The organism is Sorangium sp. So ce362, assembly GCF_051519845.1.
GTDB lineage: Bacteria > Myxococcota_A > Polyangia > Polyangiales > Polyangiaceae > Sorangium.
In genome coordinates, this window is sequence record NZ_CP150332.1 from 6,881,139 (window position 1) to 6,906,927 (window position 25,789).

Annotated in this window: 20 protein-coding genes; 3 read left to right on the top strand and 17 right to left on the bottom strand. The window is 71.7% G+C overall.

Going from position 1 to position 25,789, the window contains the following annotated elements; all coding sequences use genetic code 11:
* The first annotated feature begins 1 nt into the window (after position 1).
* Complete coding sequence (locus WMF17_RS26195) at positions 2–991, top strand: MDR/zinc-dependent alcohol dehydrogenase-like family protein (RefSeq protein ID WP_437643879.1); 990 nt, start codon at positions 2–4, stop codon at positions 989–991.
* A gap of 108 nt (positions 992–1,099) precedes the next feature.
* Here the strand turns inward: WMF17_RS26195 and WMF17_RS26200 are convergent, their stop codons facing one another.
* Both WMF17_RS26200 and WMF17_RS26205 read right to left on the bottom strand, forming a co-directional pair.
* The gene (locus tag WMF17_RS26200; protein WP_437595884.1) at positions 1,100–2,416 is read right to left on the bottom strand and encodes a GRAS family protein; all 1,317 of its coding nucleotides are present in this window, start codon (positions 2,414–2,416) and stop codon (positions 1,100–1,102) included.
* Between the two features lie 1,005 nt (positions 2,417–3,421).
* Positions 3,422–4,816 carry a sigma 54-interacting transcriptional regulator gene (locus WMF17_RS26205; RefSeq protein WP_437595885.1) on the bottom strand — a complete coding sequence of 465 codons (1,395 nt, stop codon included), beginning with the start codon at positions 4,814–4,816 and terminating at the stop codon, positions 3,422–3,424.
* A 206-nt stretch (positions 4,817–5,022) separates the two neighbouring features.
* Here WMF17_RS26205 and WMF17_RS26210 point away from each other — a divergent pair, with 206 nt between their 5' ends.
* Positions 5,023–5,670 carry a hypothetical protein gene (locus tag WMF17_RS26210; protein WP_437595886.1) on the top strand — a complete coding sequence of 216 codons (648 nt, stop codon included), beginning with the start codon at positions 5,023–5,025 and terminating at the stop codon, positions 5,668–5,670.
* Between the two features lie 128 nt (positions 5,671–5,798).
* Here the strand turns inward: WMF17_RS26210 and WMF17_RS26215 are convergent, their stop codons facing one another.
* From WMF17_RS26215 to WMF17_RS26245, 7 genes are all read right to left on the bottom strand, one after another.
* Positions 5,799–7,208 carry a T9SS C-terminal target domain-containing protein gene (locus WMF17_RS26215; RefSeq protein ID WP_437643881.1) on the bottom strand — a complete coding sequence of 470 codons (1,410 nt, stop codon included), beginning with the start codon at positions 7,206–7,208 and terminating at the stop codon, positions 5,799–5,801.
* An 82-nt stretch (positions 7,209–7,290) separates the two neighbouring features.
* The gene (locus WMF17_RS26220) at positions 7,291–10,227 is read right to left on the bottom strand and encodes a TonB-dependent receptor domain-containing protein (protein ID WP_437643883.1); all 2,937 of its coding nucleotides are present in this window, start codon (positions 10,225–10,227) and stop codon (positions 7,291–7,293) included.
* A 197-nt stretch (positions 10,228–10,424) separates the two neighbouring features.
* A complete protein-coding gene (locus tag WMF17_RS26225) occupies positions 10,425–10,856 on the bottom strand; it encodes an ExbD/TolR family protein (RefSeq protein ID WP_437595890.1) in 432 nt (143 codons plus the stop codon).
* 10 nt (positions 10,857–10,866) lie between these two features.
* Positions 10,867–11,328 carry an ExbD/TolR family protein gene (locus WMF17_RS26230; protein ID WP_437595891.1) on the bottom strand — a complete coding sequence of 154 codons (462 nt, stop codon included), beginning with the start codon at positions 11,326–11,328 and terminating at the stop codon, positions 10,867–10,869.
* A complete protein-coding gene (locus WMF17_RS26235; RefSeq protein ID WP_437595892.1) occupies positions 11,279–11,989 on the bottom strand; it encodes a MotA/TolQ/ExbB proton channel family protein in 711 nt (236 codons plus the stop codon). Before WMF17_RS26235 ends, WMF17_RS26230 begins: the two co-directional genes overlap by 50 nt.
* A 57-nt stretch (positions 11,990–12,046) precedes the next feature.
* Positions 12,047–12,817: an energy transducer TonB gene (locus tag WMF17_RS26240; protein WP_437595893.1), complete on the bottom strand. Its 771-nt coding sequence runs from the start codon at positions 12,815–12,817 to the stop codon at positions 12,047–12,049.
* A 177-nt stretch (positions 12,818–12,994) separates the two neighbouring features.
* Positions 12,995–13,702: a response regulator gene (locus WMF17_RS26245; protein WP_437595894.1), complete on the bottom strand. Its 708-nt coding sequence runs from the start codon at positions 13,700–13,702 to the stop codon at positions 12,995–12,997.
* Between the two features lie 189 nt (positions 13,703–13,891).
* On the opposite strand from WMF17_RS26245, the gene WMF17_RS26250 reads away from it, so the two are divergent.
* Positions 13,892–14,464, top strand: coding sequence for a serine O-acetyltransferase (locus WMF17_RS26250; protein ID WP_437595895.1), 573 nt, complete (start codon positions 13,892–13,894; stop codon positions 14,462–14,464).
* A gap of 41 nt (positions 14,465–14,505) precedes the next feature.
* On the opposite strand, the gene WMF17_RS26255 is transcribed toward WMF17_RS26250, so the two are convergent.
* The 8 genes from WMF17_RS26255 to WMF17_RS26290 all read right to left on the bottom strand — a co-directional run bounded on the left by WMF17_RS26255 (position 14,506) and on the right by WMF17_RS26290 (position 25,625).
* Positions 14,506–15,744, bottom strand: coding sequence for a PrsW family intramembrane metalloprotease (locus tag WMF17_RS26255; protein ID WP_437595896.1), 1,239 nt, complete (start codon positions 15,742–15,744; stop codon positions 14,506–14,508).
* A gap of 716 nt (positions 15,745–16,460) precedes the next feature.
* Complete coding sequence (locus WMF17_RS26260) at positions 16,461–17,150, bottom strand: LolA family protein (protein ID WP_437595897.1); 690 nt, start codon at positions 17,148–17,150, stop codon at positions 16,461–16,463.
* Between the two features lie 258 nt (positions 17,151–17,408).
* A complete protein-coding gene (gene ruvC, locus WMF17_RS26265; RefSeq protein ID WP_437595898.1) occupies positions 17,409–17,948 on the bottom strand; it encodes a crossover junction endodeoxyribonuclease RuvC in 540 nt (179 codons plus the stop codon).
* 3 nt (positions 17,949–17,951) lie between these two features.
* Positions 17,952–19,460 carry an FAD-binding oxidoreductase gene (locus WMF17_RS26270; RefSeq protein WP_437595899.1) on the bottom strand — a complete coding sequence of 503 codons (1,509 nt, stop codon included), beginning with the start codon at positions 19,458–19,460 and terminating at the stop codon, positions 17,952–17,954.
* A 49-nt stretch (positions 19,461–19,509) separates the two neighbouring features.
* A complete protein-coding gene (locus WMF17_RS26275) occupies positions 19,510–21,708 on the bottom strand; it encodes a hypothetical protein (RefSeq protein ID WP_437643885.1) in 2,199 nt (732 codons plus the stop codon).
* A gap of 41 nt (positions 21,709–21,749) precedes the next feature.
* Entirely contained in the window at positions 21,750–21,950 is a 201-nt protein-coding gene (locus tag WMF17_RS26280; RefSeq protein ID WP_437595901.1) for a hypothetical protein, read from the bottom strand.
* A 241-nt stretch (positions 21,951–22,191) separates the two neighbouring features.
* Entirely contained in the window at positions 22,192–23,691 is a 1,500-nt protein-coding gene (locus WMF17_RS26285) for a PQQ-dependent sugar dehydrogenase (protein WP_437643887.1), read from the bottom strand.
* 392 nt (positions 23,692–24,083) lie between these two features.
* The gene (locus tag WMF17_RS26290) at positions 24,084–25,625 is read right to left on the bottom strand and encodes a serine/threonine-protein kinase (protein WP_437643889.1); all 1,542 of its coding nucleotides are present in this window, start codon (positions 25,623–25,625) and stop codon (positions 24,084–24,086) included.
* Between the last annotated feature and the right edge of the window lie 164 nt (positions 25,626–25,789).

Sequence of the window (25,789 nt, forward strand, 5' to 3'; positions counted from 1 at the left end):
CGTGCGAGCGCTGGTCTGGGACGGCACGGCGGCGCGCGTCATCGACCGCGACCCGCCCTCGATCACGGCCGGCATGGCCGTGGTCGAGGTGCGGTGCGCTGGGATCTGCAACACGGATCTCGAAATCACCAAGGGTTACATGGGCTTCCGCGGCACGCTCGGGCACGAGTTCGTCGGGGAGGTCGTGGACGGGCCGGCCGCCTGGCGCGGCCGTCGCGTGGTCGGGGAGATCAACTTCGCGTGCGGCCTCTGCACCACGTGCGCGCGCGGGCTGGGGCGGCACTGCCCGGCGCGCACGGTGATGGGCATCGTCGGCGCCGACGGCGCGCTGGCGGAGCGCGTCGCGGTGCCCGTGGCGAACCTCCACGCCGTGGACGACCGGGTGGACGACGAGGAGGCGGTGTTCACCGAGCCGCTCGCGGCGGCGTTCGCGATCCTGGAGCAGGTGCGCGTGGCGCCGGGCACCTCGGCGCTCGTGTTCGGCGACGGGAAGCTCGGCCTGCTCATCGCCCAGGTGCTGCACCAGGCCGGCGCCCGCGTCCTCGCGGTCGGCAAGCACGAGGAGAAGCTCGCCCTGCTGCGCGCGCAGGGCATCGCGACCGAGCTCTTTCGCCCGGTCGCGCCGGCCGACACCGGCGCCGCGCCTCCTCAGGGCGCCTGGGCCGGCGAACCGGCCGAGCTCGTGGTCGAGGCCACCGGCACGGCCGAGGGGTTCACGAGGGCGGTCCGCGCGACCCGGCCGCGGGGCACGCTCGTGCTGAAGAGCACGGTCGCCGGGCTCTCCAGCGTCCACCTCGCGGACCTCGTCGTCCACGAGATCACCGTGGTCGGCTCGCGCTGCGGGCTGTTCGACCCAGCCCTGCGCGCCCTCGAGGGCCGGACCGTCGACGTCCGCTCGCTCGTGTCGGCCCGCCTCCCGCTGGAGCGCGCCGAGGAGGCGCTGCGGGCCGCCGCTGCGCCGGGCGCCCTCAAGGTGCTCGTGACCCGCTGAGCTCATCCCTGAGCTCGGCGGTGGCACTTGCTCTTACCCATCTCCCGAGATGCGACTGCGGCCACAGATGCCGTGTGCAACGGCGAGGCGTCCCCGACGAGCGAGCGCTCAGCCGGCCCGGCGGAACAGCCCGGAGATGAACCGCGATGGCGGCGGCACCGGCCGCGGGCGCCACGCCGACGCGGACACGATGGACACCCCATTGCGCATGAGCAGCAGCGCCGGCTCGTCCGCCCGGACGTCGAACCCCTGGCTGAGGCGCAGCCCTCCGCGGACCGGCGGCTCATGCTGGGAGACGCGCAGCGGCTCGAAGCCGTTCATGCGGAGGCGGCGCTGCCAGGCGCCACGGCGCTCGTGCCGCTCGACCCGCGCCGCCCCCTCGCCCACCACCACGTTCATCACCTCCTGACCGAAGAAGACCTGCTCGATGGTCTCGCGCGCGGCGATGTGCGGCGGGAGCAGTGCCTCGAGCGCCTGGAATACCGCATAGTAATGGCCGATCGCCTCGGAAAGGCGCGGGAGGAACTGGAGCGCGTTGTGCTCCACGTCCGGCTCGACGAGCGTCAGCACGCGCGGCGACAGCGCGCGGATCCTCGTGAGGATGGTGTCGCGGTTCGCGGTGGCGTGCACCGAGGCGTCGGGTACGTGGTGCAATGCAAACGCCGCATTGACGGCGATGGGCGCCGTCGCGCGGGACGCAATACGGCTCCAGTCGACGCGCTCCACCGAGGACGCGACGCCGTGGAACTCGAAGGGGACCTTCAGCCGCTCCGCCCATCCCCCGATGAACGCGCCCGCCCAGCGCAGCCGCTGCTCGGGATCCGGGCCCCGACACGGCAGGTCGATCCCGGTCAACCGGACCCGCGGCGGACCGCCGGGCCGCGTCGCCAGCCGATGTAGCAGGAACGGCCACTGGGTACCGCCCCCGACACCGATGTCGATAACGTGGATCTCCTGCTCGTCCTGGAACGCCTCGACGATCGCCGCGTTCGCGCTGAGGTATCCGAAACGGATGAGCGGCGTCGCGTGCACGAGCAGCTGAAACGCCGCGAGCATGTCCCGCGGTCCAGCGCTGCGCAGGTAGAGGTTGCCATCGCCGGAGCGATCTCCGTCCAGACGAGCGAGCAACGCTCGGCCGAACACACCTGAAATGCGCTCCGACGCGTCCCCCGTATCGGGCTCCGCCCGCAGGATGCCCTCCAAGAGGGCCCTCGCGCTCTCGCCATCCCCTGCGTCGATCGCCTCGCCCGCCGCCAGCAGGCGGCTCAGGAACGGGCGGCGCCGGGAGTGGGTCTGCCGGGTGCCCGAGCTTGGCTGCTGTCCGAGCCCGGGTCCGGACGCGGCCGAGCTTGTCGGCCCCTCGATGTGCTCTCGTAGGCTGACAGACGCCTCTTCGGCCGATGCGTGTCTACGGATCGCGTTCATGGTGTCCAGGGCTGTTCAACCAGGCAGCCCGCCGTCCTGGCTGGGCTCTCCGCGATCGGCCGAGTTCAAGCGCGAACGCATGACGTCGATCACCTCGCAGGAGCCGGGGGTTTCAATGTTTGCTGATGTCGCTGCGGGAGAGCCCGACGGCGAGCCGGGAGCAGGCGTTCGGCGGCCGCGCGCCCGCGGTAACGCTGCGAAGCGCAGCGCACGCCCATGACACGACGGGACCTGAGCTCGCACGAGGGCCCGACAGACAACTCTCTGTACATCGATGAAGCCGCTCGTCCGGTCAAGTCCAAGATCATGATTGTGCATCGCGCTCCCTTCTTCGCGCGCCTCGCACCGTCCGAACCTGCCTTCTGGCGGCAGACGTAGGCTCTCGTAGGCACCGCGCGAGGCAACCGCGGCCGCCTCCCAGGAAGGAGTCCCCGCCCGCCGCGGGGCGCGGGCGGACCGCGATGCGCGCGGCCTCGACGTCGCGGCCTGGCGGCTCGCGCGCAGCGCGACGACGCGCGCCACGCGCAGGACACGGCACACCTTATCGCTGCTTTCTTCAGAGCGCATCGCGCCCTCCGACCTGGCGCGCCGCGCGCGCGCCGGACTCGTTGACTTGACCGTGGTCGTGACAGCACCTCGGGAGACGGGGCTTACACTCCACATTACAACCCGCAACACCACGTCTGTAAAGTCCCTATACATGGGCGCTCGGTCGATCGAGCCGGCGTTGCGTCGCCGGATGGAGGCAACCCTGCGACGACCGGCCTGCTCGACGCCCGGGCCTGGTTCGCCGGAGAGGAGCGGCGCCGCGGCCCAGCAATCGCCCGAGGGAACCAGCGCGCTTGCTGGAGGCAATGTATGGAACGAACGTCCTGTCGGCCTCAGCAGCCTACGCCCGGAGCGACTTCGTCATCGAGGCGCAGCGCGGCGGGCAGGCGCTTTCCATCGATGCCGTGCCGCCATTGACGTGCTCCTGTACCTGTGCTTACGAGGCCGGTGAGCTGCTCAGTCGTTATCGGACAGATCGCTCCCATCGGCGAAGTGGGAGCGATCCACGCCATTCTTCTCTAGCCAGCGCCGAACTCGATTCCTGTGCACGCCGAGCCTGCTGGCCGCGCGAGACACATTGCCTCGCTCGAGGCGAAGCGCCTCGGCGATCTCATCTTCGGGCGGCGCCTGGCTCGCGCGCGAGGGGCCCGGCCTACCATCGCTGCCTGTCTGCCGGGTGCGCGGCTCCAGCGTCTCCGGGCCCAGCCCGATGCCCGCGAGCGGGTCGAGATCCTTGGCCTCGACCGTGCGCCGGCCCTCGTCGAGCGCGCGCGTCACGGCGCGCCGGGCCTCGCCGACGAACTCGCGCAGGTTCCCTGGCCAGCGGCGCATCGCGCACGCGATGATCATCGAATGGTGAGTCGTCGGCGGCGCCTTGCCGTAAGCCGTGCCGACCGCCTTCGCGCATTGCGTGAGCAGCCAGGGGATCTCCTCGGTGCGCTCCCGGAGCGGCGGGAGTCGGACCTCGGGCCGGCCGATGCGGTAGTAGAGATCGTCCCGGAAGCGGCCCTGGGCGACCCGCGCGCGCAGGTCGTGTGTCGCGGCGCAGATCCGGATCTGCACCGGGCGAGGCGCGACCGCGCCGAGCTCGAGCACCTGCCGGGTGTCGATCGTCCGCAACAGCTTCGCCTGGACGGCCGCGTCGAGCTCGGCCACCTCGTCGAGGAAGAGCGTGCCCCCGTGGGCGGCCTGCACGTAGCCCTCGGTGTCGTGCGTCGCGCCGGAGTAGGCGCCGCGCCGGGCGCCGAAGAGGAGCCGCTCGGCCAGGCCCTCCGGGATGGCCGCGCAGTTGACGGCCACGAACGGCCCGCGCGCCTGCGGCCCCGCCTCGTGGTAGGCGCGCGCCGCGAGCTCCTTGCCCGTGCCGCTCTCGCCCGTCACGAGGAGGCTGTCGCCCGCGGCCGCGGCGCGGAGGATGGTGTCGTAGACAAGCTGCAGCCTGGGCCCGAGGACGCTCTCCTTCTCGAGCTGCACGCCCCCGCGCGAGAAGCTCCGGATGTCGGCGAGCGCGAGGAACACCGACGTCCCCGCGCCGACGATCTGGATCGCCTCCCTCCGGACCTCGCCGCGGATGGGCTCGCCGTTGACGGACGTCCCGTTGGTGCTGCCGAGGTCCTCCACGGTCCAGGCCGCCCCGTCGTACGCGATGCGGGCGTGTCGCCGCGACATGAGCGAGTCATCCACCAGGGGCACGCCGGCGACGCCCCCGCGCCCCAGCACCACGGCGCCACGATCGAGGGGGATCGGCGCGCATCGCGGCTGATCGCCCGAGAAAATCAGCACGATTCCGGGAACAGGCTCGGCGACCGAGGTCTCCGGGGGAACCGAGACGCGGACGGTGGAGTGGTCCATCAGGATCTATCTTACCTGTTCAAGAACCTGGCCGGCCAGTGGCCGGCCATCCCATCGGTCGCTTCGGGCTACCAGGGCAGAACTCCTGGTAAATCAAGGTCCTCCCGTTCGCCAGGCTCGGCACGAGTTGTGCTTGTTTTGCCGGTATGGTGGCCTCTGCAAGAGCTCGCATCCATCGGGAACGGGGGTCCGCCCTCGAGGTGAACATGGGTTCCGGCCGCAACATCGACGACGCGGGCCGCCGCTCACCCCGGCGTCTGCACACATCCCGCACCCTGCCGAGCTTCCCTACCCATCCCGGCCTCCAGAGCATCAGCGGCCTCCGCGGCGCGCTCGAGTTCCTGGAGTGGCCGGCCTCCGAGTGGACGCTCACAGACCTCCAGGATTGGTTCGTGGACAACCTCGTGAGCCCGGGTCTGATGAAGCGCCCGCAGATCGTCCGCGAGCCCGGCGCGACGCCCGTCATGCTCGACCCGCGCGCCGACGGCGGCAGCAACCTCGAGGAGCTGATCCACAAGGCCCGCGGTCGCGTCATCACGGCGCTCCGGGGCCTCATCGCTCCCGTCGCCGACGATCGATTCCTGAACGCGGCCATCTACGGGGGCAGGGTCCGCCGGGCCGCGGTCGGCGGCCGTCCCGTCTGGGTCGCCTCGCCGCGCGAGATCGACTTCCTGGGCGACATTGTGCTCAGTTTGCTCGCCGCCGACATCCTGCTCGATCGCGAGTTCTATCGCGCACACCTCTGCATCTGTGAGGTGTGCGGGAGGGTGTCATTCAAGGACAACCCGGACGCGCGAGGCGTATGCAGCGAGCACCGGAGCAGCGTGTCCGGGTTCACGCCGCGGGTGCGCTGAGCGCCTGCGGCGGAGGCGTGATGATGGAGACGATAAAGGCCGGCTGAAGAGCCGGCCTTCGTCATTTCTCTCGCCACGGATCCCGTCCGCCCGTCACGCGACGACGCGCCCGCGTGGACGGCGCGGCGTCAGTTCGCGTCGAACGAGACCCAGGCGCCCGTCGCCCAGGTGTCATCCGCCTTGAAGGCGCCGATGTAGCTCGCCTCCGCGTCGAAGAAGCCGTCGTCGGGCGGCGTCGCCGCGTTGTCGACGAGCGTGACCGCCGGCCGGAAATCGGGCGCCTTGGCGAAGCAGTCGGCGAGCCCCGGATCCTCGACGCTGTTGGACGCCTCGCCCTCGAACCACGCGATCTCGTCCGCTCCCGCGTCGTCGTCGTCATCCAGCTTCGACTCGGTGGTCTCGTTCGCGTCGCTCTCCACGTGGGCGATGTTCGCCGCGATGTTGCCGAAGAAGATCGAGCTCGCGAGCTCGACCTCGGTGAGCTCGTCGCGGAGGTCCACGCCCGCCTCGAAGCCGGTCACGATGATGTTGAAGAGGTGGGCCTTCGTCGCGTGGCGGAGCAGCATGCCGTACTGCTGCTTGTCGACGTCCTTGTTCTTGCCGCACAGGGTCGCGTTGTAGATCGTCGGCTCGCTGACCGGCGTGTTGGTCGATGAGTCGGCGTCGTTGTCGCCCTCGAAGCCGTTCGTGTCGTCGGCCACCGACGGATCCTGCTGGACCGCGATGAACTGGAGCTTGCCGACGTAGCCGAGGTCCCAGTCGATGCCGTCGTCGCCGTTCTGCGCGCAGATGAGGTGCTTCGCGTTGACCGTGCCGCCGAAGAACTCGAAGCAGTCGTCGAGCGTGTGGTGGACCATCACGTGATCGACCGTCGTCCCGGAGCCCACCCCGGCGAAGGTGAGGCCGTTCACCTCGTTGTCCTGAGAGAGCAGGATCCCGCTGTACTCGATGCGCACGTACTCGAGGACGCCGCTGTTGTCCTCCGGCTTATCGCCGCCATACTCGGTTCCTTCGCCGGTGATACCCTCGACGGCGGCCTTGCCGCCTTCGACGTTGATGGGCGCCTCGCCGAGCAGGATGACGCCGCCCCAGTCGCCCGCGGCGCGGTCCCCCTTCTCGCCCTGGCTCGTGAACACGATGGGCTTGTCGGCGGTGCCCTTGGCGTGGAGCTTCGCGCCGGGCTTCACGACCAGCGTCGCGAGGCTCACCTTCTCGCCCATGATCGTCGTGCCGGGCTCGACGGTCAGCGTGGCGCCGGGCTCGACGAAGACGATCCCCTTCATGAGGTAGCACCTGTCGGCGGTCCACGTCGCGTCGGCGGTGATCGCTTTGGTGACCTCCACCGGGGCGGCGCAATCGGCACCACCACCACCACCACCACCACCGCCGCCGCCGCCGCCGCCACCACCGCCGCCGGAGCCGCTCGTGGACGAGGAGCTGGTCGTGGTCGGGGAGATCGACTCGTCGTCCCCGCAAGCGGCGAGCGCCGCGACGGAGAGCGCCGAGGCGCAAGCCAGGGTAATTCCTAATGTACGCATGCTATTTACCTCCTGGCGACCCAACATGCATCACGCGGGCGAAATCGCGGCGATCGCCGCGTGACGATTCAATGGCACGCGCTCAATAGGTGTACGAGGCGCTCAGCGTCACGGTCGTTCCGGTATTGTATTGACTGACGATCTTGTCGTCGTCGTTCGCTTTGCCCTGCGTGACGCGAACCGGAGCATCGATGAGGTTCTCGCCGGCGAGCTTCAGCTCGACGTGCTCGCCGATGCGCTGGGCGACGGTCAGGTCGATCTGGTGCCGCGGCTGCTCGTACTCGTCCTCCAGCCCTTGGCTCCCCACCCTCCTGAGCCGGGCGCCGAATACGTTGTAGAGGAGCCGGGCGCTCGCTCCGGTCGACTCTCCGGTGTAGTCGAGCCCCAGGTTCACGACGAAGGGGGATTGCCCGTGGAGCGGGTGCGCCGGATTGCTCTGGATTTTGACCCCGCCCGCGCTGGCCTCCGGATCGACCGTCACCTCCGAGGTAACGAACGTGAGGTTGCCGAGCGCGGTGACCTCCCGCAGGAGCGGGGCGATGAAGCCAAGGCCCTTCCTGAGCTCGATCTCGACGCCGGCGACATGGCCCACGTCTCCGTTCACATAGGTGAGCCTGCCCCTGCCGCCGTTCGGGAGGATGACCTCCTCGATCGGCCCCTGGAAGTGCTTGTAAAACACGCTGACCGCAGCGACCTCGCCGGCCGTCGGGAAGATCTCGAAGCGGAGATCGCCGTTCACGACGCTCGTCCGCCGGAGCTCGGGATTGCCTTGCGCTTCTCTGCCGCTATAGCCCTCCTGATACAAGGTCGGGCTGAGCTCGCGGAGCTGGGGACGAGCCAGCGTCCTGGCCACGCCGAACCGGACATTCGAGTTCGAGCTCGCCTTGACGATGATGTTGACCGCGGGCAGGAGATCGATCTTGGCGCTCTCCACGTTGGTCTCGGGGTTCGCCGGAGAGTACCTGTCGAACGCCCTCAGTGACAGCGCGGAGGCCTCGATCCGGGCGCCGAGCACCGCGCGGAGCCATCGCGTCGCGGCGGCGTCGGTCATCACGTAACCCGCGTAGAGATCGTCGTTCGCCGTATAGGAGTCGGTCTCGCGCGTGATCTCCTCCAGCTCGAGCACCGCGCCGATGTTCTCGTCCGAGAACAGCCGATCCGGCTCCTGGCGCAGGAGCATCGAATCCGAGCCAGGACGCTGCTTGAACCGGAACCGGCGCGCGTTGAACTCGCGCTCTCGACGGTTGAGCAGGCCGCCCACCTTCAGCCGGGTCGGGGTGTCCCCGCGGACGAGGGGCTGGGTATAGGAGAGCTGCCCGCCGTGGCTCACGTCGCTCATGTCGCTGAAGAAGTGCGCGCCGCTCAGCGTGCCCTCGTCCCACGAGAAGGCGCCGCTCGCGTCGTCCCGGATGTAGACGGCTTCCCTCGTGTCGGGCTCGTCCGAGGTCGCGAGAGAAATCGATGCTTTCCAGTCGACGGTCCCGCCGAGGAGCGCCCCGATGCGATGCTCTCCCTGGAGCTGACCCAGGGTGAGCGATCGCGAGATGAACCGCAGCAGCGTGTCGCGAAACGCGCTGTCACCGCGGCTCGGGTTCCCGTCGGCCTGGCTGGCCAGGTCGTCCGACGAGCGGCTGTGGAGCCCGGTGAGCGTTACCTTGTGGTCCGGAGCCGGGTTGTAGGTGGCGCTGGCGAAGCTGCCCCAGGACACCTGATCACGGATGCTCCCCGTCGCGATGTCGCTGGCGCGAATGGGCTCGCCGCCTCGAGGGTCGGGGTCGAAGTCGCCGAGGGCCTCGTTGGCGCGCGGAGAGAACTTCCGGCCGTAGCTCAGGGTGGCGATGTAGCCGAGGCGCTGCTCGCCGCCGAGCTTCAGCGTGTCGCCGACGACCACGCTGCCGCTCCCGTTCGGCGGGGTGAACGCCCGCGTCGTCGCCATCGACGAGTTGATCGCCCTGCCGTAAGCCGTCATCTCGTCCCTCGTGAGGGTGCCGCCGCCCGGCTTGGGGCCGAGGCGCACCAGCTTGTAATCGGGGATCTCGCCCGGCAGCGCGCGGGCGCCGCCGTCGATCCCGAGCCAGTCGGTCCCGGATCCGGCGTAGCTCATGCGATCCCGGAACGTCGCCTGGCTGTTCAGGCCGAGCGACAGCGAGGCCTGGAAGAGGAACCTGGTCGGGAGCTCGCGCGTGTTGACCTGGACCGAGCCGCCCGCGAAATCGCCGGGGATGTCGGGGGTGAACGTCTTGACGACGGTGATGTCGCTGAGGACCAGCGACGGGAAGAGATCCAGCGGGACGGCCTGCCGGTCGGGCTCGGGGCTCGGCAGCGGGGCGCCGTTCAGGAGGGCGTTCGTGTAGCGCTCGCCCAGGCCGCGCACGTACACGTATCTGCTGTCCACCACGGTCGCTCCGACGATGCGCTTCGCGGCCTCGGCGGCGTTGCGATCGGGCGTCTTCGCGATCTCCTTCGCGCCGACCGCGTCGCCCACGTGCGCCGCGTTCTTCCGGATGAGCAGCTGCGCCGCGACGCTCGCCCGCTCCGGCTCGAACTCGACCTCGATGACCTCCTCCGCCTGCTGATCCGGATCGAGGCCGACATCGATCTGGCTCACTTGCCCGGCGGTCACGCGCACGTCCTGCACGCGCCGGGGCCTGTACGCCTCGTACCAGATCCGAAGCTTGTAGCTCCCCGGCGGGAGCTCCAGGCGGTAGCGGCCGTCGAGATCCGCGATGGCCTTGAGCTTCGTCCCGACGACCGACACCTGGGCGTCGAGGAGGGGCTCCTTCGTGGCGGCGTCCGTGATGACGCCCCACACGGCGCCCTTCCCCGCCGGCGGCGGGCGCGACGGGCTCGGCTCGTCGAGGCCCCCGGCGTCCTCCGCCGCCGGGGCGCCGGCCGGGGTCCCCGCGCCTTCGGGCGGCGGCGCGGCCGCTCCAGGGTCGCCCTGGGCGAGGGCCGTGGCCCCCCAGCAAAGCGGCGCCACGAGCGCTGCGACTACCCCCGAGATCCTTCTGCGATTCATGCACCTGTCCCTTCACGCCCCGAGCTCGGGCGCGCCTGTCGATCCGATGGCTGGGCGCACCTGCGCCCGTCGATGAGGAGAGCGGAGAGCCAGCTACCCGCCGCCCTCTCCTGTGCGCCGCGCCGCGAGCGCGCCCTGGGACGTCGGCCCCGCGCGCGCCCTGTCAGCGCCGCATCGGGGCCGAGCGCCGCGCCGGCTCAGCGCCCGGTCTTCTCTGTCAGGACGGCGATCGTCTTCGCCCCGCCCATGCGCGCGGCGTCCATGGCCTCCACCGCGACCGCGTAGACGGCCTCGTCCTCCGCGTCGAAGTAAAGCACGCTGTCCGAGCGCGCCGCGAAGATGCGGGCGAGCCGCTCTCTCAGCTCGCCGCGCTGCACCTCGGCCTGGTTGATGCGGATGACGCCGCGCTGATCCACCGTGAGCACCACGGGCTTGCTGGCGTCGTCGGGGGGTGGCGCGAGCTTCGCGGTGTCGTCCTTCTTGGGCAGGTTCAGCCAGAACTGCTTCGCGAGCAGCGGCGTCACGACCATGAAGATGATGAGGAGCACGAGCACCACGTCGACGAGCGGCGTCACGTTCATGCTCGGCGCGACGCCGCCCCTCTTGCCTCCGCCCTGCGAAACGCTCATCCCCACGACGCTAGCCCTCCTCCGGCTCCGGGGAGGCCCCGCCGCCCCGCTGGCTCACCTGCAGCGAGATCCCGCCGAAGCCGACCTCCTGGCACAGCGCGAACGCCTCCCGCACGCGACCGTACTTCACGGAGGCGTCGCCCTTGATGACCACCCGGCGCTCCGGCTCCGCGGCGCGGATGGCCCGCAGCCTCTCTCCGAGCGACGGGAGGTCGGCGACGGCCTCCTTCTCCAGGAACACGGTGCCGGCGCCGGTGATCGTCACGTAGATCGGATCGAGCGCCGATCTCGACCTCCGATCGGGCTGAAACACCGCCGGGAGGTCGACCCGCTCGCCGTGCTCCATCTGGGGCGCGATCACCATGAAGATGATGAGGAGCACGAGCACCACGTCGACGAGCGGCGTGACGTTGATCTCCGGCTCAGGCGGCGGCTGCCGACCCGAACGACCGCTCTCCGCTCGAACGCCCATGCTCGTTCTCCATTTCATCGATGAGCTCACCCGCGCTGCGCTCGAGCGCGAGCTCCACCGCGGCGATGCGGGTGGTGAGGTAGTTGAAGCAAAGCACCGCCGGGATGGCGACCCCGAGCCCGAGGGCGGTGACGATGAGCGCCTCGGAGATGCCGCCGCTCACGGCGCCGAGGCCGCCCGAGCCGGTCGAGGCGATGGTCTGGAAGGCGGTGATGATGCCGATGACCGTGCCGAGCAGCCCGACGAACGGGGCCACCGAGCCCACCGTCGCCAGCACCGAGAGGCCGCGGCGCAGGTCGGCGGAGATCGCCTCGCGGCGCCGCGACACCTCGCGGCGCGCGAGCTCCACCGGGGGCACGCCGCCCTCGCCGGCGTCGACGGCGCGCTGGAAGCGGCGCACCGCCGCCGCGACGAGCCGGGCGAGCGCAGAGCGCCCGTACCGGTCGGCGATCGCCGCGAGCCGCGCCGTGTCCCACGCTTCCATCACCGGCCGCGCCTCGCTCGCGAAGCGCCGGCTCTCCGAGGCTTGACGCGCCAGCGCGATGAGCCGCTCCACCACGACAGCGACGCTCGCCAGCGCCATGAGCACGAGGGCGAACGCGACGAGCTTGCTGAGGAGCCCCATGGTCGCCCAGATGTGCCCGAGATCAAACTGCATCATGGCTCTACTCCTTCACTCCTCTCGCGAGACGCCGCCTCCGCGGCCGCGCGCTCGACGTCATCTCTTCGCCTTGAAGGGGATCCTGACCGTCTTGAAGGTCGACACCGGCCTCCCCTCGTGAACCGCCGGCCGGTAGCGCCACGTCTTCACCGTCGCGAGGACCACGTCGTTGAAGAGCGGATGGCCGCGGACGATGGTGACGTTCGTGACCTCGCCCGTCTCGGTCACCACGAACCTGACGACCACGGTGGCCTCTACCCCTGCGCTCAGCGCCGCCTCGGGGACGGAAGGAAGCGCGTTGGAGAGCGCGACCGGCGGCGTCGCGTTCTCGGGGAGGTGAATCGGCCCTCTCGGCGGCGGCGGCGGCGGGGGTGGCGGCGGCGGCGGGGGCGCCGCCACGGCGGCCGTTCCCGTGCCGCCGGGGACCCCGCCGGGCACGCCGCCCGGCGCACCGCCCGGCTCTCCGTAGGTGTCGTCGTCGCTCGCCGTGGCCTGGCTCGGGTCCGCCTCCGCCGGCGCCTCGGAGGGCACCGTGGTCGGCGCGACGAGCGCCGGGCGCCGGGGCGCCGCGGGGCGAGGCGCCGGGGCCTCCGCCGCCGGCGGCGGGGGCGCCGGCGCCGCTGCGACGGGAGGCGCCTCGGGGAGCCGGGCGGCGAGCTTGACGTCGACGACCTCCTCCTCGGGCGGAGGCGGCCGGATCGCGCCGCTCAGGCGGGCGGCGGAGAGCGCGATGCCCGCGAACAGCAGGAGCCCGGCCGCGTACCCGATCGCGAGCCGCCTCGCTCGGTCAGGATCGGCCTCCCCCGCATTCCACGTCTCAAGGTGCATCGAGGCTCCCGGCGCCAGCTAGCGAAAAGACCAGAGCTCCACCCGAGCTCCAAATAAGGACGAGCGGCTTCAATGGGTTATCCCATCGTGGGATTCAACATTCGCACTGTATACCAGCTTGCGTTACGGCAGAATGGCGTGGCGGCAACGATTGTCGCGGATCGCCCGGCATCGCGATCACGCGCTGCGGCTCTCGGGCACGTCGGGCGACGCGGCGAATCGATAGCCGATACCGCGGACGGTCTGGATGTAATCGCCCGCGCGGCGCAGCTTGTCGCGCAGGCGCTTGACGTGGGTGTCCACGGTCCTCGTCGTGATGCTCACGTCGATGCCCCAGACGCCGTCGAGGAGCGCGGTGCGCGTCTGCACGCGCTCGCGCGCCTCGTACAGCGCGACGAGGAGCTTGAACTCGAGGAGCGTCAGCTCGACCTCCTCGCGATCGACCCACACGCGATGTGCGCCCTCGTCGATCCGGAGACACCCGAACTCGATGCACCGCTCCCCGTCCCCGGAGGACTTCGCGCGGCGGAGCACGGCCTGCACGCGCAGCACGAGCTCCCGCACGCTGAACGGCTTGACGACGTAATCGACGGCGCCGAGCTCGAAGCCGACAATGCGGTCGACCTCGTCCCCGCGCGCCGAGACGATCATCACGGGGATACGCTGGGTGTCGTCGCTCTGCTGGAGAGCGCGGCACACCTCGGTGCCCGAGATGTCGGGCAACATGAGATCGAGCAAGACGAGATCGGGTCGCTGGTCCAAGGCCAGCCGGACCCCCTCACCGCCCTGCCCCGAGAGGAGCACCTCATGCCCGGCTTGCCTGAGGTTGTAATCGAGCACCTTCTGGAGCGCCGGCTCGTCCTCGATGACCAAAATCCGCGACATGCTGAATAGCGCGTGTACCCGAGCGATGTGACGGGCCGATGACCGGAGGGCAACAGCGCGGTGCGCCGGCTCCTCCGGAGGAGAATGCGCCGCGGTCTCTCCTGGAGGTGGGCCCGCGCAGCAGAGGGGGTGCACGGTCGCGCGGCGAAAGCTCGCACGGTCGGGGCGAGGTGCGCTAGTCTCGCGGGGATGCTGCGGACTTTGCGACTCATCGCTGCCGACGTGCGCAAGAAGGCGACATGGTGCTACGGCAGCGACCCATTGCCGACGCTCCTGAAGACGCTGGCGACCGACGGCACGGCGGCGATGGTCCTCTACCGGTTCACGCAGGCCGCGCGAGCCCACCGGATGCCCGTGGTCGAGATGCTGCTCAACAAGGCGACCAACCTCGCCGGCGGCTGCGTCATCGGGCGGGGCGCGGACTTCGGGCCGGGCTTCGTGCTCATCCACTCGAACGGTGTCGTCATCAACGGCAACGTCCGTGGTGGCACGAACGTGCTCATCGAGCACCAGGTGACGATCGGCGCCGACCGGCGTCAGACGCCGGTGCTCGGGAGCGACCTCTTCATCGGCGCGGGCGCCAAGATCGTCGGCGGCGTCACGGTCGGCGACGGCGCCCGGATCGGCGCCAACGCCGTGGTCGTGCACGACGTCGCGCCGAACACGACGGTCGTCGGCATCCCCGCGAAGCCCGTGCAGCGGCGCGAGGACCGCCCCGCCCCCCGCCCCATCACAGACGACACAACCGGCTCACAGAGCTGACCCCCCACCGCGCGCCTGGGCTCCAGCTCCAGAGCGGCAGTCTAGCGAGGAGAGCGGGCGTGGAGCTCTTGCCGGAGCTGCGCGATCTCGTGGCGGAGCGGACCGATGAAGTCGGCGCTGATCGTCCGGTTCCGCCCCTCCAGCGCGCGCGCCGTGTGCCACTTGCTGAGCGCGAGCCGCGCGCCGGCGCGGATGAAGCTCCGCCCGGTGGCCCCGCGCCAGCCGAGGGTGCACCGGAGCCGGCCGATCGGCGAGCAGACGAGCTCGAGCTCGTCCTGGGTGAGCATGCCGAGCGCGACCTCGTCGCGCAGATGATCCCGGATCACCCAGCCCTTGCGGACGACGAGCGCCACGATGATCCCGAAGAACGACGCGACGAAGCATAGCCAGAGCAGCAGCCACGGCATGAAGAGGTCCCCCATCGCGCGCCCCAGCGCGGTCGGGAGGAAGTTCCACACCGCGTGCAGCGCGACGCCGAGCAGGTAGCCGCCGATCGGGGCCGCGACGCGCACCCAGGTCTTCGACGACTCCCGGGCCAGGCCGAAGCCGATCCCGGTCATCGACGTGAACAGCGGGTGGAGCCAGGGCGTGAACACGCCGCGCAGGACGAAGGTCCCGGCGAGCACGTCGCTGCCCTGCATCGAGGCGCGCGCGTAATAGAGCACGTTCTCCACCGCGGCGAAGCCGAGCGCGCAGAACGTGGCGTAGATGATGCCGTCGACGATGCCGTCGAACTCCCGGCGCAAGAAGTAGAAGAAGCCGAACACGCCGAGCCCCTTGAAGAGCTCCTCCGCGAACGGGGCGCTGACCGACGCGCTGACGAGCTCGCCCACCGGCTCGCCGAAGTTGCTGGAGACGCCGACGTGGACGCCGGTGTTGATCAGGATCGAGAAGCCGGTCGCCGCGAGCGCACCCCACAGGAACGCCATCAGCAGGCACCACCACGGCTCAGGATCGTACCGATCGATGACCATCGGGACGAAGAGGTAGAGGACGAGCGGCGGGAACGCGAAGAGCGCTCCGACGAGCATGGCGCTCAGCATGCTCCCCCCGGACTCGATCACGCCGAAGAGCGTGAAGATCAGGTTGAGGACCGCGCCCGCGATGATGCCGTTGGCCCACAGCCACAGCCCGGCGATGCGCCGCCGCCGATCCGGGTCGGGCCTTCGCGCTACCCGGATGACCGCAGGGTAGCCGGCGTGGGGATGCGCGGGCGCAGGGTGCGCGGCGCCGTACAGCGCGGGAGCGCCGTGCGGCGGAGCAGGGCCCTGCGCTGGCATCGGCGCACGGGCTGGCGGCCAGTAGCCCGGCGGCGCGTGCCCGTAGCCCGGAGGCGCATGCCCGTGTCCCGGAGGCGCATGCCCGTGTCCCGGAGGCGCATGCCCGTGTCCCGGAGGCGCATGCCCATGTCCCGGAGGCGCATGCCCATGTCCCGGAGGCGCATGCCCGTGTCCCGGAGGCGCATGCCCGTGTCCCGGAGGCGCATGCCCATGCTGCCCGTGCCCCTGCGGCCAGTGCGGCGGCTGTCCCGAGGAGAGCTGCCCCGCGCCGTGCGCCGGGGACCCCGAGCGAACCTGCCCGCCACCAGGCTGGGCATGCTCGCTCGGGCGCTCCGCCGGCCGGGGTTGCTGCGGCAGGCCGGGGAAATCGGGACGGCGTCCGTGGGCGTTGTTCATGGATCGAGCGCTCTCGCGAAATCCTCGTGACAGCGGGTGACCTTCAGCCGAGACGAACCGCCACCGCACACGTGGAGCCGCCAGAAGCGGCGACGATCCGAGGCGGGCAACGGCAGTCTCGGAGCTGTCGCTCACACCCGTCGGATCGAAGCATCACACGATATTTCTACCACGGCAGGGACGCGCCGGGCAGATCTCCCAGCAGCATCGGCACGTCGCGCGGCCGGCTAGGAGCGCGGGCGCCGTGACGCTCCGCTTCCTCGATCTGTGGGCAGTGGCAGCGCGGCGGGGCTCCGCGCCGGAAACATGGCGGGATGACGTCAGGGGCGGACGACGCGCGTGCCGGGAGGGGGCGTGAAGTCGAACTCGTTCTTCGCGGTCGGCTGATTGACGACCGGCGACGCGAAGTCGAACCGATTCCGGTTGCCCTGCGCGTCGAGGATCAGCACGCGCCGGACCTGGTTGGTCTGCCCGTCCACGTAGAGGAGCATCTTCTGATAGGCAGGGGTCGCCTCCTTCGGCGTCCCCTCGAGGACATAGCCGCCCTCGAACTTCATCTGCGCCGGGTCGAGCAGGCGCAGCGAGAAATCCTTCGTGAGCTGCCCCTTGCCCATCAGGAACGAGAGCGCCGCCGGGTACTGGGAGCCCTTCACCGGCGTCTCGAACATCTGCTCGTTGTCCTTCTCGTAGACCTTGATCGTGACGCCGTCGGAGACGACGCGGTTCCCGTTCGGCGCGTCGTAGACCCAGCTCATCTTGCCGGGCTTCTCGAAGATCACCTTGCCAGTGGAGACCTTCTTCACGTCCTGGACCTTGATCGTGTAGGTCTGCGTGAAGCTCGCCTTGAAGGTCTTCGTGGAGTCGTAGAACTGCTGGACGCGCCTGCCGAGCTCCTCGGCGGTAGGGCCCGCTGCCTGGGACTCGCCGGCGGTCGCGAGCACGACCGTGACAGGCGCCGTCAGCCCGATGAGGCACGCGGCGGCCAGGCGGTAAAGTGAGGTTCGCGTCATCCTTCCCGATCTCCTTTGATGTCCAGAGGCGTGTCGCCTCCGCGCTTCGTGAGACAGGGGCGCCGGTGATGCACCGCCGGTTCCCCCGGCGACCGCCGCCCTCGCTGAAGCCGGGGCGCGCCGCACGTTTTCACCTTGGACGCGGCGCGGGCGCGTCCGATGCAGGCTCCATAGCACACGGGGTGTGCGCCCGAACCGCCCGGGTCGCGCCCGGCGGATCCACGTCGAGCCCAGCCGCCGCGCCCCGCAGGCCCACGCTCAACCCGGGCGCGCCCGTCGCGGTCTGGCCCGGGACCGGACGGGCGCGCCGGACGCCGCCAGCGCGGCCGCGAAGCCCGCGGCGCTGAGGTGGGTCATCGCGATGGCGAGCGCGTCGGCCGCGTCCGGCCGCGGGGGCGCGGCGAGGCGCAGGACCGCGGTCATCACCTGCGCCACCTGCGCCTTCTCGGCCGCGCCCCGGCCGACGATGGTCCGCTTCACCAGCGCCGGCGCATACTCCGAGATCGGCACGCCGGCGCGCGCCAGCCGCAGCAGCACGACCCCGCGCGCGTGGCCGAGCTTCGCCGCGCTCTGCGCGTCCTTCGCGAAGAACAGGCTCTCCACCGCCGCCGCGTCGGGCGCGTGCGCGGCGATCACCTTGCCGAGCTCGTCGTCGATCTCCACCAGCCGGCCGGCGAACGTCCCGGTCGTGTCGACGTCGATGACGCCATGCGCGATGTGCTCGATGCGCGTGCCCTGCCGCACGAGCAGGCCCCAGCCCAGGTGGCGCGAGCCGGGATCGATGCCGAGGACCCGCATCGACTAGCAAGCCCCGTGCGACGGCGCCGCGACGTGGGTCGGGAAGCCCGGCGCGCGCTCGGTCCCCCCGTCGCGCTCGCCCCGCTCGACCGCGGTGAGCGCGCGCCGCGGGAAGATCTTGTGCGGGTTGAGCAGGCCCTTCGGGTCGAAGACCGCCTTGATCCGGCGCTCGAGCGCGATGAGCTCCGGCGACTGCTCGAGCGCGAGGAACTCGGCCTTCGACGTCCCGATGCCGTGCTCGCCGCTCAGCGTGCCGCGCATGCCGATCACCGCGTGAAACAGGCGCGACAGCGCGATCTCCACCTGGGGGACGAGCTCCGGATCGTTCCAGAGCAGGTTGACGTGGAGGTTGCCGTCCCCGGCGTGGCCGTACGTCAGCATGCGGACGCCGGTCGCCGCCGAGATCTCCGCGACCTCGTCGAGCAGCGCCGGGATCTTGTTGCGCGGGACCACGACGTCCTCGGAGATCTTGTAGCGCGCCATGGCGCGCGTCGTGGGCGAGAGCTGGCGGCGCGCCTCCCAGAGCCGGTCGCGCTGCGCCTTGTCCTGCGCGACGAGGACGTCGAGCGCCCCGGCGTCCATGCAGACCTCCCCCACCCGCTCGGTCTGGACCTCGCAGTCCGCGGGCTCGCCGTCGACCTCGATGATCAGCATCGCGCCCGAGCGCTCGTCGACCCCGACGCCGCGCGCCCGGACCGCGTCGAGCGTCGAGCGGTCGAGCAGCTCGAGGCAGCGCGGCACGACGCCGGCCGCGACGAGGGCGCTCACGGCGCGCCCGCTCGCGTGCACGTCCGGGAACAGGCAGAGCAGCGTCATGACCGACGGGGGCTTCGCGATCAGCCGGAGCGTCGCCTCGGTCGTGATCGCCAGCGTGCCCTCGCTGCCGACGAGCAGCGCCGTGACGTCGTAGCCCGTCACGCCCTTCACCGTGCGCCGGCCGGTGCGGAGGCGCGTGCCGTCGATGAGGATCGCCTCGAGGCCGAGCACGTACTCGCGCGTGACGCCGTACTTGAAGGCGCGCGGGCCGCCGGCGTTCTCGGCGATGTTGCCGCCGAGCGCGCACATCTTGAGCGAGTTCGGATCGGGCGGGTAGAAGAGCCCCTCGGCCTCCACGGCCGCGTGCAGGTCGGCGAGGATGACGCCCGGCTCGACGACCGCGACCTGCTCCTCGCGGCTGATCTCCTTGATGGAGCTCATGCCGATGGTGGCGATGACGATGCCGCCCGCCACAGGCACCGCGCCGCCCGACTTGCCGCTGCCGGCGGCGCGCGGCACGACCGGCACCTCCGCCTCGCTCGCCGCTCGCACCGCCTTCTCGATGTCGGCCGCCGAGGACGCGAGCACGACCGCATCCGGGCTCACCGGCGGCTGATCCGACTCGTCCCCCGCGTAGGCGGCGCATCCCTCGGCCGACGTGATGACCTTCGAGGGGCCGAGCGCGCGCTCGAGGAGCCGGCGCGCCTTGTCGATGGCCGCCGCCGACGGGCGCGGGAACGTGGGGTGAAGTCGCATCTCGCCTATTTACCGCGGATCGCGCGGCGACGCTGCGGGATCCGCGCGGTCAGAGTAGATCGAGGAAGGCGAGCAGCGCCTCGATCGCCCCGGCGTCCAGCGCGCCGAGGTCCTCGCCCGCGGGGGCGCCGTCGTGAAAGAAGGCCCCCGACGCGGCGGCGGCGCTCGGCCCGCCGTCGGCGGCGGCGCGGCCGCCCGTGTCACCGAAGCGCGCCCGCTCGAGCACCTCCCGCAGGCTCTTCGCCGAGCCGTTCGTGAAGTACGGCCGCTTCTTGTAGAGCCGCCGGAGCGACGGCACCCGCGCGCCATCCTCGTGCACGTACGGCACGACGCCGGTCTTCTCGTACCCGGCCCGGCCCCACACGATCGCCCCCTCGGGCGCGAGCACGAGCTCCTCCCAGCGCTCGAACGGCGCCGCGGAGCCGGGATCGTCGCTGCGGAGCACGGGCGCGTGGCAGCGCGCGCAGCGATCCCGGAACACCCGGGCGCCCTCGCGCTCGAGCGGGGTGAAGCGCGAGCGGCCGAGGGCGGCGGGGTTCGCGCGGTGCGAGAACGCCATGAGAAAGCTCATGAGCGCGCGGCGGAGCGCCTCGGGCGGCAGCCCGGCGCGCGCGGCGTCGGCCAGCCCGAGATCGACGAGCCACGGGGCGTCGGCGGCGGAGAGGGGGAACCACGGGTCGTGGCCGCTCAGCGCGCCGGCGACGCGGAACTCGTTGTCCGCCACCGCGGTGAGATCCGGATCGAGGGCGCGGGAGAAGTGGGGGCGGTTGTTGAACAGGCCGAGCAGCGGCTTGGTCGTGGCGCGCACGTCGCCGCGGCCCGTGTGGTGCGTGCGGCCGTCGACGTAGCCCTCGAAGTGGCACGTCTCGCACGTGAACCGGCTGAGCGGCCCGTCGGTCCGGTTCCAGGGCGCCATCAGCGACGTGAAGAAGAGCGCCTCTCCGAGGCGGAGCTCCTCGGAGCGAGCGTCCTCGCCGCCGTCCTGGACCGGCCGCTTCGAGACGCTGCCCTCGTCGCCCGCGTCGAGCAGCCACGCGTCGAGCAGGGGGTTCGCATAGGCGAAGGCGCCGCCGCCGAGCGCGACCATGCCGGCGACGCCGGGGGCGAGCGGGCGGGTGGAGACCTCCGGCGCGGCCGAGAGGCCGGCGTCCGTCGCGCGGAAGAGGAGCTCGGCCCGGCGGTCGCCGCCGTAGCCGGTCGCGACCACGCGCACGCCGGCCGCGCCCGGGAGCGCCGAGAGCGCGATCGCCTTCGGGGTGAGCACGCCGAGCTCCGAGACGTTCACGGCCGAGAGGCGCGCCGCCTCGGGCCGGGCGCCGGTGGTGACGCGGTAGAGGAAGACGAACGAGTCGATGTAGCCGAACGAGCCGCCGGTCCGGTCGAGCGGGCGATCCTCGACCCCGCCCGCGGCGAGCAGGAGCCCGCCCCCGGCGTCGGCCGTCTCGAGCGCGTCGAAGCTCCAGATCGGGCCGTCGTGGCGGATGCGCGCCGCGCCGCCCGGAAGCGGGCGGCCGTCGGCGCCGACCGGGAGCACGACGAGCGTGTGGTCGAGGAGGCAGTCGACGATCAGGTGGCGCGCGAGGCGCACGACGCGGAACGGGCCGGCGCCGATCGGCTCGTCCCAGCGCTCGACCTCGAGGCGCCCGTCCGCGCGGGCGGGACCAGGGCGCAGCGTGAGGAGCGCGCCGGCGCGCTCGTCGAGCGCATAGAGGACGCCCTCGGGGCCGGCCGCGACGTCACGGACGCCGTGGAGTCCCGCGAGCTCGATGCGCCCCGCGGGCTCGAGCGAGGCGCCGCGCACGACGTAGCGGAAGAGGACGGGCGACGCCTCGCCGCTCGCGAAGACCTCGCCGGACGGCATGACTGCGACCCCCGTCGGCGAGGCCGGCGCGGGGGCCCGGGAGAGCTCGCGCAGCGACGCGTCGAGCAGGACGAGCGCGTCGCGGCCGCGGAGCGGCGAGAGCAGCGCGGGCGCGCCCGGCGCGGCGGGGCGACCCCGCGGATCCACGGGGCGAAGCGCGATCGGATCGGGCCCGAGCAGCCGGTCGGAGCTGGGCAGGCGGGAGAAATCGGTCGCGGCGCGCCGGGACGCCTCGAAGCGCCGCAGCGGATCGAGCGGGTCGGGGCCGCCGCCGCCGGGGGCCGGCGCCGCGGAGGCGGGGCCGCCGCCGGGGGCAGGCCCCGCGGGGCGGCCGTCGCAGGCCGCGGCGGCGAGGCCGAGCGAGAGCGCGAGGCGGAGCGCGGCCATGCGCCGATGCCACGGGGCAGCGGGCCGAGCCGCCGCGCCGATCACCAGCCGCCGGTGCTCGCCGGCTTGGCGGTCTCGGCCGGCGCCGTCTGCGCGGGCTCGGCCGCCTTGGGCGCGGGCTTCACCGGCTCGGCCGTGGTCGCGGCCTTCGCCGGCTCGGGCGTCGCCTGCTGGTGCTTGTCCTCGCAGCCGATGAGACACACGGCGCCGAGCGCCACAAGCACGGTCAAGACATTCTTCATGGGGCTCCTCCTGAATGAGCGGCGCAAGCGAAGCACATTCGCTGGGCGCTCGGAAGGGGGGCGCTGCGCCCGCGGCGAGCGGACGCGGCACGACGGTTGCTGCGGCAATGGAGGGTTGCTGCGGTGATGCGAAGCGGACGCGCATCGACGCGCGCGCCGGGATGTGCGCGCACAGGCGGGCGCGCGCTGGAGGCAGGGCGCGAGGCGCCGGCTATCCGGCGCCCGCGCCCTGCGCGCTCGCTCACGTCCCGGGGACGATCTTCACGAGGCTGTTGCGGTTCGCCACGAAGTAGAGCTCGCCGGCGTTGTCCTCGACGATCGCGGTGAGCGCCTGGAACGCCGGCAGGCCGCCCTGGCGCGTGAACGCCGGAGCGTTGGGCGTGTTCGGATCGGGGTTCTTGTTCAGGAGCGTGAGGGGCGACGTCTTGTCCCCGCACTGGACGAGCGCGCCCATGCGCGCTCCTGTGTAGTCGCCGAACAGGTACACACCCTTGAGCTGCGGCACCTCGCTGCCCCGGTACACGAAGCCGCCGATGACCGATACGTAATCGCGGAACGGCCCCGTCGCGCTCCGCCGCCTGTCCATGTCGACGATGGGCCGCGTGTGCGTCGTGCCCTCACGCAGGTTGCGTCCGGGGCAGGTATCCGCGTGGTCGCCCTCGTGCTTCGCCCAGCCGAAGTTCAGCCCCGACACGCCCGCGGGAGCGAAGTCGACCTCCTCGTAATCATTCTGGCCGACGTCGCCGATGTAGAGGTCGCCCGTCGCGCGATCGAAGCCGAAGCGCCACGGATTGCGCATGCCGTAATGCCAGGTCCGCGCGCCGTCGCCCGGGAAGGGATTTCCGGCCGCGGCGTACGGCGCGGGAGCGTTCGGATCGAGGCGCAGGATCTTGCCGAACGGCGAGCTCGGGTCCTGCGGTGTCCCGGGCTTGTCGCTGTTGCAGGAACCGCCTCCGTCGCCCGTGCCGACGTAGAGCATGCCGTCGGGCCCGAACGCGATATGGCCGCCGTTGTGGTTCACCATGGAGCTGTCGAGCTGCAGGATCGTCTTCGTGGGCGTCGGGTTGGCCACGTAAGGGTCGTCGGAGCGCTGGTACTCGAGCACCGTGTCGCGGTTCATGCTCGCGCCCGCGGTCGGCGTCATCATGATGTAGAACTTGCCGCTCGTCGCGTAGTCGGGCGGAAACGCGATGGTGAAGAGCCCGCGCTCGTCGTCGAACGAACCGCTGAGGAGCTGGATGTCTTTGCTCACGTCGAGGAAGACCGCCGGCCGCAGCGCGCCGCCCGTGAACACGCGGATCTGCCCGGTCTGCTGCACGAGGTACCAGTCGCTCGATCCCTTCGGCTGAGCGGCGTAAACCATCTTGTCCAGGCCGGTGACGACGGGAGCGAGCGCCAGCTTCCCGACGTCGGGAGCGGCGCTGGCGTCGCACGCCAGCGGCTCGCCGCCGCCCGCGCCGCCCTGTCCCGTGGTGCTCCCGGTCGCCGGCGTGCTGCCGCCGGCACCACCGGAACCGCTCCCGGCCCCCGTCCCGCTCCCGGCCCCCGTCCCGCTCCCGGCCCCCGTCCCGCTCCCGGCCCCCGTCGTCCCGGTGGAGCCCTGGCTCCCCGGGCCGGACGTTGTGTCGCCGGAGCTGGTCGCCCCGTCATCGCTGCATGCGCCGGCGCCCAGCGCGAGACACGCGCTGCCAACCAGCGAGAGGGACATCCAGAAAGCCAAGGTCGTTCGCTGCTTTGTCATGGGACGCATTCTACCTGACAGGCGCCGTGGCGCCCACATGATCTATTGCCCGGGCGAAAGAGCCAGGTCTGCAGTCGCAGAGGCCATGGCCCGCGGGCCCCAAGGCAGCCGATAGGCCCGCTCGGCCGCTCGCCGCCGTTCATCGCTGTCGAATGGCATGGTCTTGCCCATGGAGTCAATCGGGGCATTCAGGTGGAATGCGCCTGACACGCGCCGAGGCGCTCCGGCGATGCACCCGATGTCTCTCCAAGGCAGACATTTGAAACAGAGCGGTAGCCACGAATCCCGTTTGGAGGTCGGGCCAAGCTATATTCCCGCTCAGCATCCTTCTGATCATCGCCTGCACGGATCCCCACCGGCGAGGCCTACCGCCGAGGCTCAACGGACGTCAGTCATCGCGGATCAGAGAAGAGGTCTTGTGGAGGGGGCGGCGGGCGCCGAGGCAGCGGCTGCGCAGGCCGCACCGGCGGCCGTACGACCGGCGCGGGAGCGCTCGCCGGCCGCGCCGTGGGCTCGCTCGCCGGCGGCAGCGCACGCGAAGCCCCGGGCGCGCCTGGCGCCGGCGCGGGGCCGCCGTCGAGCAGCTCCGGGAGCTTGCCGGTCTCGGGCCCGGGCAGCGTCACGGGCGCGGCCTCGCCGTGCCGCGGCGTCTCCGGCGACAGGGAGGCGCCGAGCTCCGTGCCCGGCGCCGAAGGGCGGAGCGCGACCCACCCGAAGCCCGCGCCGACAAGGAGCGCCGCGGCGAGGCCCGCCGCGATCCCGAACGTGCGCGCCCCGGTGCGACCAAGGCTCGCGGAGGCGCGTGCGCCGCCCCAGGAGCGATCCGCGGCCGCGCCGTCGGCCACGAGCGCCGCGGGCGCGCCGGACCACGCGGAGATGGCCGGCACGCCGGGGCCGCCCGAGCTGCCGCCGGGCTGCGGCGGCGCGCTGGCGGGCCCGGGCGCCGTGGAGAGCGGGCGCCGCGGCGACGCGAGCTCGCGGCGCCCCTCCGCGCCGCCCTCGGCGAGCCCGTCGAGGCGGATCCGCAGCACGCGCGCCGCCCGCTCGGCCAGGTGCTGCGCGTGCGGCGGCGCGAACCGGGCGAGCTCCGCGGCGAGCTCGGCGATGTTGCCGAATCGCTCGCCAGGATTCCTCTGGAGGCAGCGGTGCACCGCCCATTCGAGGCGCTCGGGCACGTCGGCGCGCAGACCGCGGAGCGGCGGCGGCCCCTCCAGGATGCGGTCGTAGATCTCCATCACCGACTCGCCATGGAAGGGCGTGGCCCCCGTGAGCAGCTGTACCAGGATCGCGCCCATCGACCAGACGTCGGCGCGCGCATCGACCGTCTTCGAGGAGACCATCTGCTCGGGCGCCATGTAGAGCGGAGAGCCCAGCATCGTCGATGTCTGCGTCATGTCGGACACCTCGGGCGCCGTCGTCTCCGCCGCCAGGGCCATCTTGGAGATGCCGAAATCGATCACCTTGATCAGCGGGCTGCCGTCCGCCCGCTGGCTCAGGAACAGATTGCCCGGCTTCAGATCCCGATGGATGATCCCGAGCGCGTGCGCCTCCGCCAGCGCCTCGCACGCCTGCAGCAGGTAGTCGCACGCGAGCTCCACCGGCAGCGGCCCGCGGTCGCGCAGGAGCTCCTTGAGGTCGATCCCCTCGAGGTGCTCCATCACGAGGTACGGCTCGCCCCCGGCGAGCTTGCCGACGTCGTACACGCGCGTCACGTGCTCGCTCCGGATGCGCGCCGCGGCCTGCCCCTCCCGCAGGAAGCGGGCCACGAGCTCCGGGCGCGACAGCGCCTGCGGCAGCAGGAACTTGATGGCCACCCGCTCGCCGAGCAGGAGATGGCGGGCGGCGACCACCACGCCCATCCCGCCTTCTCCGAGGACGCGCTCGACCTGGTATTTCTCCGCGAGGACGTCCCCCTCGCTGACCGGTGCGCCCATGCATGTCCTCGCTCTGCGTCTTCGCTAGTATCAAAACGGAGAGTGCGCGACAACGCGAGCTTTCCCGGAAACCCGGAAGGAAGAGCCTCCACGCCCTCCTCGCCGCGAGGGCGCGCGCATCGCCGCCGAGAGAACGTGCGCCCCTTGTGTCCTCGCCGCCTCGA

Excerpts from the sequence above, each read along its gene's own strand:
- WMF17_RS26285 (WP_437643887.1), bottom strand. The coding sequence starts at position 23,691 with ATGACAAAGCAGCGAACGACCTTGGCTTTCTGGATGTCCCTCTCGCTG.
- WMF17_RS26225 (WP_437595890.1), bottom strand. The coding sequence starts at position 10,856 with ATGAGCGTTTCGCAGGGCGGAGGCAAGAGGGGCGGCGTCGCGCCGAGC.
- WMF17_RS26230 (WP_437595891.1), bottom strand. The coding sequence starts at position 11,328 with ATGGGCGTTCGAGCGGAGAGCGGTCGTTCGGGTCGGCAGCCGCCGCCT.
- WMF17_RS26255 (WP_437595896.1), bottom strand. The coding sequence starts at position 15,744 with ATGCCAGCGCAGGGCCCTGCTCCGCCGCACGGCGCTCCCGCGCTGTAC.
- WMF17_RS26245 (WP_437595894.1), bottom strand. The coding sequence starts at position 13,702 with ATGTCGCGGATTTTGGTCATCGAGGACGAGCCGGCGCTCCAGAAGGTG.
- WMF17_RS26220 (WP_437643883.1), bottom strand. The coding sequence starts at position 10,227 with ATGAATCGCAGAAGGATCTCGGGGGTAGTCGCAGCGCTCGTGGCGCCG.
- WMF17_RS26260 (WP_437595897.1), bottom strand. The coding sequence starts at position 17,150 with ATGACGCGAACCTCACTTTACCGCCTGGCCGCCGCGTGCCTCATCGGG.
- WMF17_RS26215 (WP_437643881.1), bottom strand. The coding sequence starts at position 7,208 with ATGCGTACATTAGGAATTACCCTGGCTTGCGCCTCGGCGCTCTCCGTC.
- WMF17_RS26235 (WP_437595892.1), bottom strand. The coding sequence starts at position 11,989 with ATGATGCAGTTTGATCTCGGGCACATCTGGGCGACCATGGGGCTCCTC.
- WMF17_RS26290 (WP_437643889.1), bottom strand. The coding sequence starts at position 25,625 with ATGGGCGCACCGGTCAGCGAGGGGGACGTCCTCGCGGAGAAATACCAG.
- WMF17_RS26200 (WP_437595884.1), bottom strand. The coding sequence starts at position 2,416 with ATGAACGCGATCCGTAGACACGCATCGGCCGAAGAGGCGTCTGTCAGC.
- WMF17_RS26205 (WP_437595885.1), bottom strand. The coding sequence starts at position 4,816 with ATGGACCACTCCACCGTCCGCGTCTCGGTTCCCCCGGAGACCTCGGTC.
- WMF17_RS26275 (WP_437643885.1), bottom strand. The coding sequence starts at position 21,708 with ATGGCCGCGCTCCGCCTCGCGCTCTCGCTCGGCCTCGCCGCCGCGGCC.
- WMF17_RS26210 (WP_437595886.1), top strand. The coding sequence starts at position 5,023 with ATGGGTTCCGGCCGCAACATCGACGACGCGGGCCGCCGCTCACCCCGG.
- WMF17_RS26280 (WP_437595901.1), bottom strand. The coding sequence starts at position 21,950 with ATGAAGAATGTCTTGACCGTGCTTGTGGCGCTCGGCGCCGTGTGTCTC.
- WMF17_RS26270 (WP_437595899.1), bottom strand. The coding sequence starts at position 19,460 with ATGCGACTTCACCCCACGTTCCCGCGCCCGTCGGCGGCGGCCATCGAC.
- WMF17_RS26240 (WP_437595893.1), bottom strand. The coding sequence starts at position 12,817 with ATGCACCTTGAGACGTGGAATGCGGGGGAGGCCGATCCTGACCGAGCG.
- WMF17_RS26250 (WP_437595895.1), top strand. The coding sequence starts at position 13,892 with ATGCTGCGGACTTTGCGACTCATCGCTGCCGACGTGCGCAAGAAGGCG.
- ruvC (WP_437595898.1), bottom strand. The coding sequence starts at position 17,948 with ATGCGGGTCCTCGGCATCGATCCCGGCTCGCGCCACCTGGGCTGGGGC.